The sequence below is a fragment of the Micromonospora sp. NPDC049301 genome (assembly GCF_040678715.1).
GTDB lineage: Bacteria > Actinomycetota > Actinomycetes > Mycobacteriales > Micromonosporaceae > Micromonospora.
The window spans coordinates 271,093-287,730 of sequence record NZ_JBFAQO010000005.1; the positions used below are offsets into that span (position 1 = coordinate 271,093).

The 16,638-nt window shown below is 73.2% G+C and carries 15 protein-coding genes; 10 read left to right on the forward strand and 5 right to left on the reverse strand.

What is annotated here, in order from left to right; genetic code table 11:
- The first annotated feature begins 39 nt into the window (after positions 1–39).
- The gene (locus AB0K07_RS17070) at positions 40–1,338 is read left to right on the forward strand and encodes a DUF2314 domain-containing protein (RefSeq protein ID WP_363756040.1); all 1,299 of its coding nucleotides are present in this window, start codon (positions 40–42) and stop codon (positions 1,336–1,338) included.
- A gap of 19 nt (positions 1,339–1,357) precedes the next feature.
- On the opposite strand, the gene gcvT is transcribed toward AB0K07_RS17070, so the two are convergent.
- Positions 1,358–2,488, reverse strand: a complete 1,131-nt coding sequence (gene gcvT, locus AB0K07_RS17075; protein WP_363756042.1) for a glycine cleavage system aminomethyltransferase GcvT — start codon at positions 2,486–2,488, stop codon at positions 1,358–1,360.
- Positions 2,489–2,650: 162 nt separating this feature from the next.
- On the opposite strand from gcvT, the gene AB0K07_RS17080 reads away from it, so the two are divergent.
- On the forward strand, positions 2,651–4,225 hold the full coding sequence (locus tag AB0K07_RS17080) for a leucyl aminopeptidase (protein ID WP_363756044.1): 1,575 nt from the start codon (positions 2,651–2,653) through the stop codon (positions 4,223–4,225).
- A gap of 58 nt (positions 4,226–4,283) precedes the next feature.
- Here the strand turns inward: AB0K07_RS17080 and AB0K07_RS17085 are convergent, their stop codons facing one another.
- Complete coding sequence (locus tag AB0K07_RS17085; protein ID WP_363756632.1) at positions 4,284–4,613, reverse strand: hypothetical protein; 330 nt, start codon at positions 4,611–4,613, stop codon at positions 4,284–4,286.
- Positions 4,614–4,791: 178 nt separating this feature from the next.
- Between AB0K07_RS17085 and lpdA the strand changes: the two genes are divergently transcribed.
- Positions 4,792–6,183, forward strand: a complete 1,392-nt coding sequence (gene lpdA / locus AB0K07_RS17090) for a dihydrolipoyl dehydrogenase (protein WP_363756046.1) — start codon at positions 4,792–4,794, stop codon at positions 6,181–6,183.
- Between the two features lie 67 nt (positions 6,184–6,250).
- Positions 6,251–8,080: a 2-oxoglutarate dehydrogenase, E2 component, dihydrolipoamide succinyltransferase gene (gene sucB / locus AB0K07_RS17095; protein WP_363756048.1), complete on the forward strand. Its 1,830-nt coding sequence runs from the start codon at positions 6,251–6,253 to the stop codon at positions 8,078–8,080.
- Positions 8,081–8,194: 114 nt separating this feature from the next.
- Here sucB and AB0K07_RS17100 read toward each other — a convergent pair whose 3' ends face one another.
- On the reverse strand, positions 8,195–9,130 hold the full coding sequence (locus tag AB0K07_RS17100) for an SDR family NAD(P)-dependent oxidoreductase (RefSeq protein ID WP_363756050.1): 936 nt from the start codon (positions 9,128–9,130) through the stop codon (positions 8,195–8,197).
- Between the two features lie 148 nt (positions 9,131–9,278).
- Here AB0K07_RS17100 and AB0K07_RS17105 point away from each other — a divergent pair, with 148 nt between their 5' ends.
- From AB0K07_RS17105 to AB0K07_RS17120, 4 genes are all read left to right on the forward strand, one after another.
- Positions 9,279–9,845 (forward strand): TetR family transcriptional regulator, encoded by a 567-nt coding sequence (locus tag AB0K07_RS17105; protein ID WP_363756052.1) that lies wholly within the window; start codon positions 9,279–9,281, stop codon positions 9,843–9,845.
- 45 nt (positions 9,846–9,890) lie between these two features.
- Positions 9,891–11,228: a low temperature requirement protein A gene (locus tag AB0K07_RS17110; protein WP_363756054.1), complete on the forward strand. Its 1,338-nt coding sequence runs from the start codon at positions 9,891–9,893 to the stop codon at positions 11,226–11,228.
- 92 nt (positions 11,229–11,320) lie between these two features.
- The gene (locus tag AB0K07_RS17115) at positions 11,321–11,830 is read left to right on the forward strand and encodes a hemerythrin domain-containing protein (RefSeq protein WP_363756056.1); all 510 of its coding nucleotides are present in this window, start codon (positions 11,321–11,323) and stop codon (positions 11,828–11,830) included.
- A gap of 72 nt (positions 11,831–11,902) precedes the next feature.
- Entirely contained in the window at positions 11,903–12,826 is a 924-nt protein-coding gene (locus AB0K07_RS17120) for a TIGR03621 family F420-dependent LLM class oxidoreductase (RefSeq protein WP_363756058.1), read from the forward strand.
- 26 nt (positions 12,827–12,852) lie between these two features.
- Here AB0K07_RS17120 and AB0K07_RS17125 read toward each other — a convergent pair whose 3' ends face one another.
- Entirely contained in the window at positions 12,853–13,242 is a 390-nt protein-coding gene (locus tag AB0K07_RS17125; protein ID WP_363756060.1) for a MerR family transcriptional regulator, read from the reverse strand.
- Positions 13,243–13,296: 54 nt separating this feature from the next.
- Here AB0K07_RS17125 and AB0K07_RS17130 point away from each other — a divergent pair, with 54 nt between their 5' ends.
- Both AB0K07_RS17130 and AB0K07_RS17135 read left to right on the forward strand, forming a co-directional pair.
- Positions 13,297–14,295 carry an aldo/keto reductase gene (locus AB0K07_RS17130; protein ID WP_363756062.1) on the forward strand — a complete coding sequence of 333 codons (999 nt, stop codon included), beginning with the start codon at positions 13,297–13,299 and terminating at the stop codon, positions 14,293–14,295.
- 54 nt (positions 14,296–14,349) lie between these two features.
- Complete coding sequence (locus tag AB0K07_RS17135; protein WP_363756064.1) at positions 14,350–15,249, forward strand: TIGR01777 family oxidoreductase; 900 nt, start codon at positions 14,350–14,352, stop codon at positions 15,247–15,249.
- Positions 15,250–15,329: 80 nt separating this feature from the next.
- Here AB0K07_RS17135 and AB0K07_RS17140 read toward each other — a convergent pair whose 3' ends face one another.
- Entirely contained in the window at positions 15,330–16,535 is a 1,206-nt protein-coding gene (locus AB0K07_RS17140) for a PHB depolymerase family esterase (RefSeq protein ID WP_363756066.1), read from the reverse strand.
- Between the last annotated feature and the right edge of the window lie 103 nt (positions 16,536–16,638).

A 16,638-nucleotide genomic window follows, 5' to 3' on the forward strand; every position in this document is an offset into this window, starting at 1 on the left:
CGGCTCGACAGCGCCGGCGCGGCCACCGGGGGAACGAGAATGCTCATCACGGACGACTTTCTGCCCGTACCGGTCCCGGAGTCGCTCAGCGCGACCTACCTGGTGCCGATGGCCGGGCTGCCGAAGGTCAGCACGAAGACCGCGGTGGCGGCGCTGACCGGCCGGCTGGCCGAGCCGGTGTACGGGCTGGCACGACAGATGCTGGACAGCCCGCTGATGAGCGTGGACACCCGGCCGATCGCCGAGTTCCCCGAGCTGCCACCGGATCTGCTCACCGCGTTCGGCGCCACGGAGGCGCAGCTGGCACGGCTGGCCGCGGCGACCCACCTGGTGGTGGTGCAGGCCGAGTACCGGCCCGGCTGGCCGCCGGCACACGAGTGGGCGGCCCGGGCGGTGGCGGCGGCGGTCGCGGAGTCCGTCGACAGCGACGTGGTGGACGTCTTCGGCCTGCAGTTCCTCGACCCGGCGACCGCGCTGCGCTCGCTCCCCGACGAGCAGGGCCGGATCCGGCTGGTCGACTGGGTGCTGGTGCCGTACTCCTCGGACCGGGAGGGGTTGTGGTTCACCACCAAGGGGCTGCGCCGCTTCGGGCTGCTGGAGTTGCAGACCCAGGGCGTGCCCGACCACCTCACCCGGGCCTGGGGAGCGGTGATGACCGGGGCGGCGCGACGGCTGCTGCGGGACTGGACCGACGGGCTCTCCGGCGAGGAGGTGCCGGCGTTCGTGCAGCTGCCGGTGCTGGCCACGGTGACCGGGCACGACATCGCGGTGGCGTACGGCAACCCGGAGCAGCACGGTGCGACGGCCCCGGTGCTGTTGCGCCTGGAGCTGGACCCGGCGACCGACCCGGAGGCCGACTCGTTCCTCAGTCTGCGCCCGCCGGCCGGGCATCCGGGTCCGGACGGGCGCTACTACGCCGCCGCCTGCGCGACGCTGTTCTCCGGGATCCAGCCGGACGTGCGCTACGCCCGCTCCGGCGACGCGATGAGCCGGGCGGTCGCCACCGCCCGGGCCGCGCTGGGCGACGCCCGGGCCCGGTTCGTCGCCGGCAGCCTGCCGGCCGAGTCACAGCTCGTCGTCAAGTACGGCCTGCCCGGCGACGACGGTCCGGAGTACGTCTGGGCGGGCGTCACCTCGTGGGAGACCCCGGAGCGGATCGTCGGGGTGAGCGCCAGCGACGCCGCCACCGACCCGGGCGTACGGATCGGCGCCCCGGTCGTGATCGAGGCGACCGACGTCGTCGACTGGGCCGTGCTGGACGGCACCGGCGTGATCGAGGGCGGCTGGACCCAGGCCGTCCTCGACTCCGGCGAACCCCCCACCCCGTCCACCCCCTGACCAACCCCCGTGGGGGTCGTTACTTGACCGAGGGGTTGACGAACGGGGGACGCGTCACCTGCATGGGGGCTCGGCGGCCGCGGATCTCGATCTCGACGACGTCGCCGTCGGTGAGCTTGGCGTCGGTGTCCAGCAGGGCCAGCGCGATGCCCTGCTTGCGGGTCGGCGAGAAGGTGCCGCTGGTGACCATGCCGACCTGCACGTCGCCGACGTGCACGGTCATCCCGGGCCGCGGAATGGCCCGGTCGACGGCCGCCAGGCCGCGCAGCGTACGCCGGGCGCCGTCGGCCTTCTCGGCGCGCAGCGCGTCGCGGCCCCAGAACGCCGGCTTGTCCCAGCCCACCGCCCAGCCGGAGCGGGCCTGCACCGGGGTGATGTCCAGGGAGAGGTCCTGCCCGTGCAGCGGGTAGCCCATCTCGGTGCGCAGCGTGTCCCGGGCCGCCAGCCCGCAGGCGCGCAGCCCGAAAGCCTCGCCGGCGGCGAAGAGCGCGTCCCAGATCGTGACCGCGTGCTCCGCCGGCACGACCAGCTCGTAGCCCAGCTCCCCGGTGTAGCCGGTACGGCAGACGGTCAGCTCGACCTCGGCCAGGTCGGCGGCGGAGAAGCTCATGTAGCCGTGCTCGGTGGGCAGGCCGAGGGCGGCCAGCAGCTCGGCCGAGCGCGGGCCCTGCACGGCCAGCACCGCGTACGCCTCGTGCTCGTCGGTGACGCTGACCTGCTTCGGCGCGGCGGCGCGCAGCCGGCGGACCACCTCGGCGGTGTTCGCCGCGTTCGGGATGAGGAAGACGTGGTCCTCGGCGTACAGGTAGGCGATGATGTCGTCCACCACGCCGCCGGTGGCGTCGTCGCAGCAGAGGGTGTACTGCGCCCGGCCCGGCCCGATCCGGCCCAGGTCGTTGCTCAGGCAGGCGTTGACGAAGTCGGCGGCGCCGGGGCCGCTCACCCGGGCCTTGCCCAGGTGCGACACGTCGAAGACCCCCACCGCTTCGCGCACCGCCGTGTGCTCCTTGAGCACCCCGCCACCGGCGTACTCCAGCGGCATCTCCCAGCCCCCGAAGGGGGCGAACTTGGCGCCGGCGGCGGCGTGCCGCTCGTGCAGCGGGGAACGGCGCAGCCGGGTCGCGGCAGCGTCGGAGGTCACGTCGGTCATGGGTGGCAACTTACCGGGGGCAGCCCCGCTGGTTAGCATCGGCGGGACCCCGTCGGCGTGATCGACGGGACAGCCCTGACGTCCGGCGGGTAGGTTCCGCCGGAGACCTTCATCGCCGGTACGCGACGACGCGGCCGGCCCGGCCCGCCCGGAGTAGCTTCAGTGACATCGCCCCGCACCACCACCCTGAGCCTGGTCGACACCGACCCGGCGGAGCTCGCCGTCGACGCGATCGTGATCGGCGTGCACAGCCAGACCGGAGAGCAGGGCGCCACCAGCGGCCTCGCCGGCACCCTGCTGCTCGCCAGCGGCGCGGAGAGCATCGCCGCCGCGTTCGACGGCAAGCTGACCGCGACGCTGGCGCTGCTCGGCGCGACCGGTGGCCCGGGCGAGGTGATCAAGCTGGCCACGCTGGGCACGGTCACCGCGCCGCTGGTCGTCGCGGTGGGGCTCGGCCCGGAGCCGTCGGGCGCCGCCCCGGCCCCGGAGACGCTGCGCCGGGCGTCCGGCGCCGCGGTCCGCGCCCTGGCGGGTGCGCCGAAGGTGGCGCTGGCCCTGCCGCTGCCGGACGACGCGGACGCACCGGCCGCGCTGCGCGCGGTCGCGGAGGGCGCGCTGCTCGGCGGGTACCGGTTCGCCGGCTACAAGACCCGGCCGCAGCCGACCCGGCGGGAGCCGGTCGCCGAGGTGCTGGTCTCGGTGCCGGACGCCGGCGACGAGGGCGCCGTGGCGGAGATCAACCGGGCGCAGGCGGTGGCCGGCGCGGTCCGGCTCAGCCGGGACTGGGTGAACACCGCGCCGAACGAGCTGCGTCCGCCGTCGTTCGCCGACGCGGTGGCCGACGCCGCCCGTGCGGCGGGTCTCGGCGTCGAGGTGCTGGACGAGGCGGCGCTGGCCGCCGGCGGCTACGGCGGCATCGTGGCGGTCGGGCAGGGCTCGGAGGCCCCGCCGCGGCTGGTGAAGCTCACCTACACCCCGCAGGGTGGCGGCAACGGCAAGCGGGTCGCGCTGGTCGGCAAGGGGATCACCTTCGACACCGGCGGCATCTCGATCAAGCCGGCGCAGGGCATGTGGGAGATGAAGTCCGACATGGCCGGCGCCGCCGCGGTGGGTGCCGCCATGCTGGCGATCGCCGCCCTCAAGCCGGCGGTGGCGGTCAGCGCGTACCTGCCGATGGCGGAGAACATGCCGTCGGGCACCAGCTACCGGCCGGGCGACGTCATCAGCATGTACAGCGGCAAGAAGGTGGAGGTGCTCAACACCGACGCCGAGGGCCGGATGATCCTGGCCGACGCGATCGCCCGCGCCTGCGAGGACGGGACGGACTACCTGTTCGAGACCTCCACCCTGACCGGCGGCCAGGTGATCGCGCTGGGCAAGCGGGTGGCCGGCGTCATGGGCACCCCGGAGCTGTGCGAGCGGGTCCGCGTGGTCGGCGACTCCGTCGGCGAGCCGGCCTGGCCGATGCCGCTGCCGGACGACGTGCGCAAGGGCATGGACTCCGACGTGGCGGACATCTCGCAGGTCAACGCCGGGATGGACCGGGCCGGGCACATGTTGCAGGGCGGCGTGTTCCTGCGTGAGTTCGTGAGCGACGACGTGGCCTGGGCGCACATCGACATCGCCGGGCCGGGCTACCACTCGGGCGAGCCGACCGGCTACTGGACCAAGGGCGGCACCGGCGTTCCGGTCCGCACGCTGGTGCAGCTGGTCGAGGACGTCGCCGTCAACGGCTGACCCGCGCAGACGCCCGACGGCCGGGGCGCCCCCCGCGCGGGGGGCGCCCCGGCCGCGTTCAGTAGCGCTCGGGGCGGCGCTTGCGGCGTTCGTTGAAGTCGCGCATGCGCTGCGGGTAACCCATCAGCCGGACGTCGTACACCGGGATGCCCATCCGGTACGCGAAGCGGCGGGCGCCGTCCGGGCCGTCGATGCGCCGGCGGGTCCACTCCCCGTCGTCGGCGATCAGGATGACCGTGGTCTCGGTTACGGTCGTCCGGGGTTCGATGTACGCCTCGACGCCGCGCCGGCTCCGGATGAAGTTCTCGAGATGGTCCAGATCGCCACGATCCGCCGCGCGGTCGTGGCTGGGCACACGCGCCTGTCTGCGGCGCCGGAACAACCCCACCGGACCTCTCCCCCACGCTCCGTCATCGACAACGGTGCCAAGGGTACGTGTCGATGACGTGTCGTTGGGCACCTCGGTACGCACCCTGTGCCCAGTGGTGACAAGATGACCGAGGTGGGGTGTGTCCGTGTTACCCCGCCGTGACCCCCGATGCAGTGACGCGACCTGGGAGTTGGACGTGAGCGAGCCGAACGACGCAACCTTCGACATCGTCATCCTCGGAGGTGGCAGCGGCGGCTACGCGGCGGCGCTGCGCGCCGCCCAACTGGATCTCTCCGTCGCGCTGATCGAGAAGGGCAAGCTCGGCGGCACCTGCCTGCACAACGGCTGCATCCCGACGAAGGCCCTGCTGCACGCCGCGGAGATCGCCGACCAGACCCGCGAGTCGGAGCAGTTCGGTGTGAAGGCCGAGCTGGTCGGGATCGACATGGCCGGGGTCAACTCCTACAAGGACGGCGTGATCTCCCGCCTGTACAAGGGCCTGCAGGGCCTGGTGGGCGGCGCGAAGAACATCACCCTGGTGGCGGGCGCCGGCAAGCTGGTCGGCAAGAACGTGGTCGAGGTCGACGGCAAGCGCTACACCGGCCGCAACCTGATCCTGGCCTCCGGCTCGTACGCCAAGAGCCTGCCCGGCCTGGAGGTCGACGGCGAGCGGATCATCACCAGCGACCACGCGCTCACCCTGGACCGGGTCCCCTCGTCGGTGATCGTGCTCGGTGGCGGCGTGATCGGCGTCGAGTTCGCCAGCGTGTGGAAGTCCTTCGGCGTGGACGTGACGATCGTCGAGGCGCTGCCCCGGCTCGTCGCCGCCGAGGACGAGGAGTCGTCGAAGGCGCTGGAGCGGGCGTTCCGCAAGCGGAAGATCAACTTCAAGGTCGGCAAGCCGTTCGAGAAGGTCGAGAAGACCGAGAACGGCGTCAAGCTGACCATCCAGGGCGGCGAGACCGTGGAGGCCGAGCTGCTGCTGGTCGCCGTCGGTCGCGGCCCGAACACCGCCAACCTCGGGTACGAGGAGCAGGGCGTCAAGATGGACCGCGGCTACGTGCTGACCGACGAGCGGCTGCGCACCAGCGTGCCGAACGTCTACGCGGTCGGCGACATCGTGCCCGGCCTTCAGCTCGCGCACCGCGGCTTCCAGCAGGGCATCTTCGTCGCCGAGGAGATCGCCGGCCAGAACCCGGCCGTGATCGACGAGGTCGGCATCCCGCGCGTCACCTACTCCGACCCGGAGCTGGCGTCGGTCGGCCTGACCGAGGCGAAGGCCAAGGAGCAGTACGGTGCCGACAAGGTCACGACGTACAACTACAACCTGGGTGGCAACGGCAAGAGCCAGATCCTCAAGACGGCCGGCTTCGTGAAGCTGGTCCGGGTGGACGACGGCCCGGTGGTCGGCGTGCACATGGTCGGTGCCCGGGTGGGTGAGCTGGTCGGCGAGGCGCAGCTCATCTACAACTGGGAGGCCTACCCGGCCGAGGTCGCCCAGCTCGTGCACGCCCACCCGACCCAGACCGAGGCCCTGGGCGAGGCGCACCTGGCCCTCGCCGGCAAGCCGCTGCACGCACACGCCTGACCACGACAACCCGCGGCGTCCGGCGACGGGCGAAGATCCCACCAGGGGAATGAAGGAGTCTCAGAAAATGCCGGTATCGGTCACCATGCCCCGGCTCGGCGAGAGCGTCACCGAGGGCACCGTCACTCGCTGGCTCAAGCAGGAAGGCGACACCGTCGAGGTCGACGAGCCACTGCTTGAGGTCTCGACCGACAAGGTCGACACCGAGATCCCGTCGCCCGCGGCGGGCGTGCTGAGCCGGATCGTGGTCGGCGAGGACGAGACCGCGGAGGTCGGCAGCGAGCTGGCCGTCATCGCCGGTGAGGGCGAGTCGGCCGGTGGCGGCGAGGCCGCCCCGCAGGAGCAGGCCCCGGCCGAGGAGGTCGAGCCGGCCGCCGAGCCGACGGCCGCCGCCGAGGGCACCGCCGACGAGGTGGCCCAGGACGAGGCCCCGACCGAGGCGCCGGCTCCGGCCGCCGCCTCCTCGGGCGAGGGCACCGCGGTGAAGATGCCGGCCCTGGGTGAGAGCGTCACCGAGGGCACGGTCACCCGCTGGCTCAAGCAGGTCGGCGAGACCATCGAGGTGGACGAGCCGCTGCTGGAGGTCTCCACCGACAAGGTGGACACCGAGATCCCGTCGCCGGTCGCCGGCACGGTGCTGGAGATCAAGGTGGCGGAGGACGAGACCGCCGCGGTCGGCGCCGACCTGGCGATCATCGGCGTTGCCGGTGCCGCCCCCGCCCAGGCGAAGCCCGCGCCGAAGCCCGAGCCGAAGGCGGAGGCCGCGCCGGCCCCCAAGGCCGAGCCGAAGCCGGAGCCGAAGGTCGAGGAGCCCACCCCGGGCATGTCGTACAACGAGCCCGCCGCGGAGGCCGAGACCTCGGCACAGCCGGCGAAGGCCGAGCAGGCGGCGCAGCCGTCCGCGCCGACCCCGACGCCGCAGCGCCCGTCCGCCCCGGCGCAGGGTGGCGGCGAGGAGGCCGCCGGGTACGTCACTCCGCTGGTGCGCAAGCTGGCCAGCGAGCACGGCGTCGACCTGTCCTCGCTCAACGGCACCGGCGTGGGTGGCCGGATCCGCAAGCAGGACGTGCTGGAGGCGGCCGAGAAGGCGAAGGCGGCCAAGGCCGCTCCCGCCGCCGCGCCGTCGGCGGCGGCCCCGGCCAAGCCGGCCGCGAAGCCGCAGCCGAGCGGCAAGCGGGGCACCACCGAAAAGCTCCCCCGGATCCGCAAGGCCATCGCCAAGCGGTTGCACGAGTCGCTGCACGAGATGGCGCAGCTGACCACGGTGGTCGAGGTGGACGTCACCCGGATCGCCAAGCTGCGGGCGCAGGCGAAGGACTCCTTCGTGCAGCGGCACGGCGTGAAGCTGTCCTTCCTGCCGTTCTTCGCGCTCGCCGCCATCGAGGCGCTCCAGACGCACCCGATCATCCAGGCCAGCATGGACCTGGAAGGTGGCACCATCACCTACCCGGCGGCCGAGCACCTCGGCATCGCGGTGGACACCGAGCGGGGTCTGCTGACTCCGGTCATCCACAACGCCGGCGACCTCAACCTGGGCGGCATCGCCAAGCGGGTCGCCGACCTGGCCGAGCGGACCCGGACCAACAAGATCAGCCCGGACGAGCTGGCCGGGGCGACCTTCACGCTGACCAACACGGGCAGCCGGGGGGCGCTCTTCGACACCCCGATCGTGCCGTCGCCGCAGTCGGCGATGCTCGGCACCGGTGCCGTGGTCAAGCGGCCGGTCGTGGTCAACGACCCGGAGCTGGGCGAGGTCGTCGCGATCCGGTCGATGGTCTACCTGGCCATGTCCTACGACCACCGGCTGATCGACGGCGCCGACGCGGCCCGCTTCCTGACCACGGTCAAGGAGCGGCTGGAGGCCGGCAACTTCGAGTCGGAGCTGGGCCTGGCCTGATCTGACGCCAGTCGCAGGGGCGCCCCGGTCGTGACCGGGGCGCCCCTGCGCTGTTCAGGGGCCCGTCGACGGGCGAGCGCCGGTCGGGGCGGACCCCGGCCGGCGCTCGCGCGCTCAGCTCTTCAGCAGCGCGGTCGAGACCTGCCAGAGCCGTTCGGCGGCCTCCGGGTCCAGCGCGTACGGGGCGACGCCACGCCGGTCGCCCGGCGCTGCCGGTCCAGCCTCCTGGCAGTCCTCGAAGTACCGTCCGCCGGCCCCGTCGATCAGCGGTGAGGCGGCGGCCAGCACCGAGGTGGCGGCGCCCTGCTCGACGGTCTTCCAGGCCGCCGCGTTGCCCGCGCGCAGCCGGTTCAGCTCCTCCTCGCTGACGAAGCGCTGGAGGTTGGTCTGGATCGCCCCGGGCATCAGCGAGTTGGCCACGATGCCGTCGTCGGCCCAGAGCCGGGTCGCCTCCACGGCGAAGAGCACGTTCGCCGTCTTGGACTGCCCGTACGCCTGCCACGGCTCGTACGGCCGGCGCTCGTACTGGATGTCCTCGAAGACCACCGGCGAGCGCAGATGGGCGGCGGAGCTGACCGAGACGATCCGGGCCCCGTCGGCGGCGGACAGCGCCGGGCGCAGCCCGGTGGCGAGCGCGAAGTGCCCCAGGTGGTTGGTGGCGAACTGCATCTCCCAGCCCTGCGGGGTACGCATCTCGGGTGCGGCCATGATGCCGGCGTTGTTGACCAGCATGTGCAGCGGGCCGTCCCAGTTGGCCACGAAGTCGGCGACCGAGCCCTGGTCGGCGAGGTCCAGCGGTGCGACCAGGATGCGGTCGTTGCCGGTGCTGGCGGTGATGTCGTCGGCGGCGCGCTGCCCGGCGTCGGTGTTGCGGACGGCCAGGGTGACCTGCGCGCCGGCGCTGGCGAGGGCGCGGGCGGTCTCGACGCCGATGCCGGACGACCCGCCGGTGACGATCGCCCGCCGGCCGCCCAGGTCCACGCCCTGGATCACGTCCATGGCGGTGGAGTCATGGGTGAACGGTGTGGTGATCGGGGTACTCGTCGTCATGATCCATCCTTGTCGGGGTGGGGCGGGCCGACCGGCCCGCTACTACGATGGAAGCGGAGGACCCTCCGCTACGTTCGAGACTAACCGGAGAACCCTCCGGATACCACTTCCAGGGTGAGCCGTTGCCCGTACCAGCAGAGGAGGAGACGTGCCGGAGACCAGCCCCCGTCCGTTGCGGGCGGATGCGCTGCGCAACCGCGACCGGCTGCTGGAGGCCGCGGTCAAGGCGTTTTCCCGCCCCGGCCCGGAGGTAACGCTCGACGCCATCGCCCGGGCGGCCGGGGTGGGCATCGGCACGCTCTACCGTCACTTCCCCACCAGGGAGGCGCTGGTCGAGGCGGCGTACCGCAACGAGCTGGGCAAACTCTGCGACGCGGCACCGGACCTGCTCGACCAACTGCCGCCCGACCGGGCCCTGCGGGGCTGGATGTCCCGGTTCATCGACTACCTCGCCACCAAACGCGGCATGGCCGATGCCCTGCGCCTGGTCATCGCGTCCGGCACCAACCCGTACGCCCAGAGCCGGGACCGGCTGTTGGAGGCGCTCGGCCGGCTGCTGGCCGCCGGCGTCGCGGCCGGCACCGTACGGGCCGACGTCGACACCGCTGACGTGCTGGTCAGCCTGAGCGGGATCTCCCTCGCCGCCGCCGAGCGCGCCCAGGCCGACCGGTTGCTCGACCTGCTGATGGACGGTCTGCGGCACCGGGCCGGCTGACCCGTTCCCGTCTCGGGCCACCCCGGACGCTGCCAGAGTGGGACCGTGGGCGGCTACTGGCGGCATGGGCGACTGGGGCCCGCCGTCCCGATCGCCCCCGGCGCCCGGGTGGACAAGTTCGAGGTCTTCTTCGACCTGGTCTTCGTCTTCTCGTTCTTCATCATCACCCGGGCGACCGCCGCGAACATCTCCGGCCGGCAGCTCCTGCACGCCGGCCTGGTGCTCGCCGTGCTCTGGTGGTGCTGGGTGGTGCACAGCCTGGTCGCCACCCGGGTCCGGCTCGGCGAGGGCTACGTCCCGGTGCTCATGGTGATCGCGATGGCCGCCCTGTTCGCGTTCGCGCTGGCGCTGCCCCAGGCGTTCAACGACCCGAAGGGCGGCGCCGCCGGCCCGATGCTGGTCGCCGTCAGCTACGTCGTGGTCCGCGCCGTCCACATGATCCTCTATCAACACGTGGTGCGGGACAGCCCGCAGGAGCGCCGACAGCTGCGCCGCTTCGCCCCGGAGCTGGCGGCGAGCATCGTGCTGCTGCTGGCCGCCGCGCTGATCCCGCCGCAGATCGCCGACCCCGACCAGGCCGCGATGGTCCGGGACGGGCTGTGGATCATCGTGGTGCTGGTCCAGTACGCCACCGGTTTCATCGTCGGCACCTGGGGCTGGGGGGTGACCAGCGCCGAGCACTGGACGGAGCGCTACGACCTCATCCTGATCATCGCGCTGGGCGAGTCCGTGATCTCCGTGGGCGTCGGCGGCAACCTGCTGGTCGGCAAGCCGGTCACCTGGCCGGCGGTGGCCGCCGCCTCGCTCGGGATCTTCTTCACCGCCGCCCTGTGGTGGGCGCACTTCGACTTCATCGGCCCGGCCGCCCGGATCGCCCTGCACGCGGCGGAGGGCGCCCCCCGGGTGGCGATGGCCCGGGACGCGTACGCGTACCTCTACCTGCCGATGATCGCCGCGGTGATCCTCTTCTCCATCGGCAGCGAGGAGATCCTGCACGAGATCACCGACCCGGCCGGTGGGCCCGCCCAACGGATCGAGGGGCCGGCCGTGCCGATGCTCTTCGGCGGGGTGATCTGTTACCTCGCCGCGAACATGCTGTTCCAGCTGCGCACCCTGCACACCGTCACCTGGACCCGGGTCGGCGTGCTGGTGGTGCTGGCGGCTGCCCTCCCGATCGGACAGCACCTGCCGGCGTTGGGCGCGCTCGCCCTCCTCACCGCGATCTGCGTCGGGCTGGTGGCCGTCGAGGTGCAGGTGATGTCGGAGTCGCGGCACGCGCTGCGGGCCGCCGTCTTCCAGGAGCGGACCGTCCACGAGGCCCACGAGGCCGACTTCCGCGCCAGGTGGCACCTCAAGGAACCCGACGAGCCGACGACGCCGTGACCCCGCCGGGATAGGCTCCACCGCAGCGTCGCGGTGCACCCGGCACGAAGGCCGCCGTGGGCATGGAGGCGCGGGGACAGCATGGGATCAACGTGCACCCAACCGGTTCACCGGCCGGCCGGCTCGCCGCCGTCGGCAATCAGATGATCGAGATCCACCTCTGGCTCGGCGCGGAACTGGCCCGCATCCGGGCGAGCCTCGACGCCGACGAGCCCGGCCCGGCCCGCCCGTCGCGGGACCTGCGGGCCCACTGCCTGACCTTCTGCGCCGCGCTCGGCCGGCACCACACCGGCGAGGACGACGGTGCGTTCCGGCTGCTGGCCGAGGAGGTTCCCGAGCTGCGCCCGGTCCTCGCCAACCTGATCACCGACCACGAGGTGGTCGCGGGGATCCTGGGCCGGATCGAGGAGCTGCTGGGCGATCCCACGCCGCCGCCGGTGGCCCAGCTGCGCGCCGAGCTGGACGGGCTGGCCGCGCTGCTGGAGTCGCACTTCCGGTACGAGGAGAAGAGGCTGGTCGCCGCGCTGAACGCGCTCACCGGCCGGCCCGGGACAGCCGAGGACCTCCTCGGGCTGACCGCGCCGGAGCGGCCCGTCGGCTGACGGCTGTCTCCCCTCGGCAGAAACGACCCTTCCGCGCTGGCCACGAGGCCCGCCGGGAGGCAGGCTGGCCCCATGGTCATCTTTTCGGTTCAGGCGAGCCCGGCCGACGCCGCCAGCTGGTGCGAGCTGGCCCGCCGGGCCGAGTCGGCCGGCTACGACGCGCTGCTGGTCGGCGACCACCCCGGCGTGGTCGCCGCACCGTTCGTCGCGCTGGCCGCCGCCGCGTCGGTCACCTCGACCCTCGGGCTCGGCTCGTACGTCACCAACGCCGGCGTCCGGGAGCCGGCGCTGCTCGCCACCGACGTGGCCACCCTCGACCTGGTCTCCGGCGGACGGGCCCGGCTCGGCATCGGCGCCGGCCACACCCCGGTGGAGTGGCGGGCGGTGGGGCGGGAACGCCCGAACGTCGCCGGGCGGGTACGCCGTTGCATCGCCGTCGCCGAGGCGGTGCGGGCACTGCTGGCCGGCGAGGAGGTCACGGTCGACTCCGCCGACCTGGCGGTGCGCGGCGCGCGACTGGACCGGCCCCGACCGGTGCAGCCGCGGATCCCGCTGACCGTGGGCACGGCGAACACCGAGCTGCTGCGCTGGGCCGGGGCGCACGCCGACGTGGTCGGGCTCAGCGGTTTCGGTCGTACTCTCGCCGACGGCCACGGCCACGACGTGCGCTGGCGGGCCGCGGAGATCGATGCACAGCTGGCCGCGGTCGCGGCCGGCGCGGCCGGGCGGAACGACCCACCCGCGCTGGAGGCGCTGGTGCAGCGGGTGGTGGTGGGCGACGACGCGGCGGCCGCCGCCGAACAGACCGCCGAGGAGACCGGCCTGACCGTCGACGAGCTGCTGGCCACCCCGTTCGTGCTGATCGGCACCGCGGACGAGATCGTCGCGGCGGTGGCCGCGCACCGGCGGCGCTGGGGCGTGACCCGCTACGTGGTCCGGTCCGACGCGCTCGACCCACTGGCCCCGCTGCTGCCCCGGCTGGCCGCCATCGCCTGAGCGGCGTGTCTGCCCGCGCCGGGCGGCTACGGCGTCTGCGCGCCCTCCGACGCCGGGCCGGGTTGCCGCTCGTAGAAGCGGATCTTCTCCCGCAGGTGGTCGTACTGGCGCTGGAGCAGACGCATCTGCTCCTCGACCTGCACCGCGTGCCGTTCCAGCAGTTCCCGTCGCTGGTCGGCGGTGTGCCCGCCCTCCCGGGCGAGCTGCGCGTAGCGGCACATCTGGGCGATCGGCATCCCGGTGTCGCGCAGGCACCGGAACAGCACCAGCCAGCCGAGGTCGTCGTCGGTGAAGACCCGCCGACCGCCCGACGTCCGGCCGATGTCGGCGAGCAGGCCGATCTTCTCGTAGTACCGCAGGGTGTCCAGGCTGAAGCCGCTGCGCCGGGCGGCCTCCGCGGGGGCGTAACCGGTCATGCCCGAGATCGTAGTGCTTGACCTGGAGCGCACTCCAGGTTGGAGGCTGACCGCATGACGACGACACGGACGCTCGGACACAGCGGCATCGAGGTGAGCGCGATCGGAATGGGATGCTGGGCCATCGGCGGCCCGCTCTGGGGCGACGGCGGCCAGCCGTTCGGCTGGGGCGAGGTGGACGACGACGAGTCGATCCGCACCATCCACCGCGCGCTCGACCTCGGTGTGACCCTGTTCGACACCGCCAGCAACTACGGCGCCGGGCACAGCGAGCGGATCCTCGGCCGGGCCCTGGCCGGCCGCCGGGACGACGCGGTGATCGCCACCAAGTTCGGCAACGTCAGCGACGAGGCCACCCGTCGGGCGCTCGGCACCGACGCCAGCCCGGCCTTCGCGGTACGCAGCCTGGAGGATTCACTGCGCCGGCTCGGCACCGACCACGTCGACCTCTACCAGTTGCACATCAACGAACTTCCGGTGCCCGCCGCGCTCGACCTGGTCGACACCCTGGAGGACCTGGTCGGCCAGGGCAAGATCCGGGCGTACGGCTGGAGCACCGACAACCCGGCCTCGGCGGAGGCGTTCGCGGCGGCCGGTGCGCACTGCGCCGCCATCCAGCACGACGAGTCGGTGCTGCGGGACAACGCGGCGGTGCTGGCGGTCTGCGACAACTACGACCTGGCCAGCCTCAACCGTGGCCCGCTGGCGATGGGGCTGCTCACCGGGTCGACCCGGGCGGTCGGCGCGGACGACGTACGCGGCCGGGCACCCGAGTGGCTCCAGTGGTTCACCGACGGCCGGCCGACGCCGCGCTGGGCGGCCCGGGTCGACCAGGTCCGCGCGGCGCTCACCGCCGACGGGCGCACCCTGGCCCAGGGCGCGCTCGGCTGGCTGCTGGCCCGCAGCCCGCGTACGGTGCCGATCCCGGGTCTGCGCACCGTGGCGCAGGCGGAGGAGAACCTGGCCGCGCTGACGCTCGGCCCGCTGAGCGCCGAGGCGTACGCCGAGGTGGAGCGCCTGCTGGCCGACCTGCGTCCGGCCCAGGTGGCCTGAACCGGCCGGCCGCCCCGCGCGTCCACGGGCGGCGTTCTGGACGAAGATGTAGGTATGCGGATCCTTCTGGCCGGCGCGTCCGGCTTCCTCGGCACCCGGCTGGTCGACCGGCTCACGGCCGACGGGCACCAGATCTCCCGGCTGGTCCGTCGGCCGCCGCGCGATCCGCAGGAGCGGCGGTGGGACCCCGCCGCCGGGCAGCTCGACCCGGCCGCGGTCGCGGGAGCCGACGCGGTGGTCAACCTGGCCGGCGCCGGCGTCGGCGACAAACGGTGGAGCGACGGCTACCGGCGATTGATCAGGGCCAGCCGGGTGGACAGCACCGGCACGCTGGCGAGCACCATTGCCGGCCTACCAGCCGCGGACCGGCCGCGGGTGCTGCTCAACGCCTCGGCGGTGGGCTGGTACGGCAACACCGGCGACCGGGTGGTGGAGGAGGACGCGCCGGCCGGCGAGGGCTTCCTGGCCGACGTCTGCCGGGTCTGGGAGGCCGCGACCCGGCCGGCCGAGGACGCCGGGGTACGCGTGGTGCGGCTGCGCAGCGGCCTGCCGTTGCACCGCGACGGCGGGATGCTCAAGCCGCAGCTGCTGCCGATGCGGCTGGGCATCTCCGGCCCGCTGGGCGGTGGACGGCAGTGGTGGCCCTGGATCTCGATGGCCGACTGGCTGCGGGCGGCTCTCTTCCTGCTCGACCGGGACGACGTCGCCGGCCCGGTCAACATGGTCGGTCCGGCGCCCGCGACCAACGCGGAGTTCACCCGGGAGCTGGCCCGGCAGCTGCACCGCCCGGCGATCATGCCCGTCCCGGCGTTGGCGCTGAAGGTCGTGCTCGGCGGCTTCGCCCACGAGGTCCTCACCAGCTCCCGCGTCCTGCCGGCCGTGCTGACCCGGGCCGGCTTCACCTACCACCACCCCGATCTGCCCAGCGCCCTGCGCGCCGCGCTCAGCGACTGACCCCGCGCCGCGCTCAGCGACCGACGTGGAGAGGGCCCTTCCCGTCGGGTCGGGAAGGGCCCTCTCGCCGGGGGGTGGGGTCAGCAGCCGATGACCCAGTAGTTGGGGCCGGTCTGCTTGAGGGCGCTGGTGTAGAAGGTGTTGTAGAGGCCCATCCGCTGGTTGGAGCCGTTCGCGTAGGCGTAGCCGCCGGACTGGTACGCCCGACCGGCGCTGACGTGCGCGTAGTTGCTGGCGGTCACGCAGGTCGGCGGCGTGGTGGGGGTGGGCGTGGGGGTCGGCGTGGCCGTCGGCGTCGGGGTGGTGCCGCCACCGCCCAGCCCGAAGAAGACCGCGTCGCGGTACGTCGAGCAGATGGTGTCCAGGAAGTACGCGGCGGTGCTGCCGCACTGCTCGGCGCCGGAGCCCGGGTCGACCGGGGTGCCGTGCCCCATCCCGGAGACCCGGTAGAGCCGCACGTCGTCGTTGCCGTACACCTCCAGGCTCGTGCCGCCGGGCAGTGACGAGGTGCTGGTCGGGGTCTGCGAGACGCCCCGCACGTTGGTCCACTGGTCGCGGGACTCCGCGCCGTTGAGCGGGGCGACCGTGGTGTCCGAGGTGCCGTGCCAGATGGCCACCCGGGGTCGCCGGCCGCTGTAGCCGGGGTACGCGCCACGGACCAGGTCGCCCCAGGCGGCCGGGGTCTTGTCCGTGCCCGGGTTCATGCAGCTGAACGCGTTGACCATGCTGGTCGCGCAGCGGTACGGGATGCCGGCGATGATCGAGCCGGCGGCGAAGACGTCCGGGTACGTGGCGAGCATGACCGAACTCATCGCCCCGCCAGCGGAGAGGCCGCTGACGAAGACCCGGGCACCGTCCACCCCGAAGTTCGCCTTCGCGTGGTCGACCATCTGCTTGATCGACAGCGCCTCGCCCTGACCCCGGGCGGTGTCCCCCGTCTCAAACCAGTTGAAGCAGCTGTTGGCGTTGTTGCCGGAGGGTTGCTGGGGAACGATGAGGGCGAACTTCCACTGGTCGGCGTACTTCTGCCAGCCGGAGTTGGCGAAGTAGCCGGAGGCGTTCTGCGTGCACCCGTGCAGCAGCACCACGGCGGGGGCGTTGGCCGGCAGGTTGTCCGGCCGGTAGGCGTACATCGCCAGGTTGCCCGGGTTGGAGCCGAAGCCGGTGACCTGGGTCAGGCTGGCCGCCTGGGCGGGCGTGGCGAGGGCGACCGCGCCGGTCACGGCGAGGACGAGCCCGGCGACCGCACCGATCAGTCGGGTGAGGGGGGACGAGGAGCGGCGCACGGCGGCCTCCTGACGGACGGACTGTGAACTGGGTCACGGTCGAATTGCCGGAACGTTACGTCGATGTGTCGCCGCTATGACATGGCGCACACTCACACATTCA

Bases quoted from the DNA above. Each gene is read 5' to 3' on its own strand.
- AB0K07_RS17070 (WP_363756040.1), top strand. From the start codon at position 40: ATGCTCATCACGGACGACTTTCTGCCCGTACCGGTCCCGGAGTCGCTC.
- gcvT (WP_363756042.1), bottom strand. From the start codon at position 2,488: ATGACCGACGTGACCTCCGACGCTGCCGCGACCCGGCTGCGCCGTTCC.
- sucB (WP_363756048.1), top strand. From the start codon at position 6,251: ATGCCGGTATCGGTCACCATGCCCCGGCTCGGCGAGAGCGTCACCGAG.
- AB0K07_RS17100 (WP_363756050.1), bottom strand. From the start codon at position 9,130: ATGACGACGAGTACCCCGATCACCACACCGTTCACCCATGACTCCACC.
- AB0K07_RS17120 (WP_363756058.1), top strand. From the start codon at position 11,903: ATGGTCATCTTTTCGGTTCAGGCGAGCCCGGCCGACGCCGCCAGCTGG.
- AB0K07_RS17125 (WP_363756060.1), bottom strand. From the start codon at position 13,242: ATGACCGGTTACGCCCCCGCGGAGGCCGCCCGGCGCAGCGGCTTCAGC.
- AB0K07_RS17130 (WP_363756062.1), top strand. From the start codon at position 13,297: ATGACGACGACACGGACGCTCGGACACAGCGGCATCGAGGTGAGCGCG.
- AB0K07_RS17135 (WP_363756064.1), top strand. From the start codon at position 14,350: ATGCGGATCCTTCTGGCCGGCGCGTCCGGCTTCCTCGGCACCCGGCTG.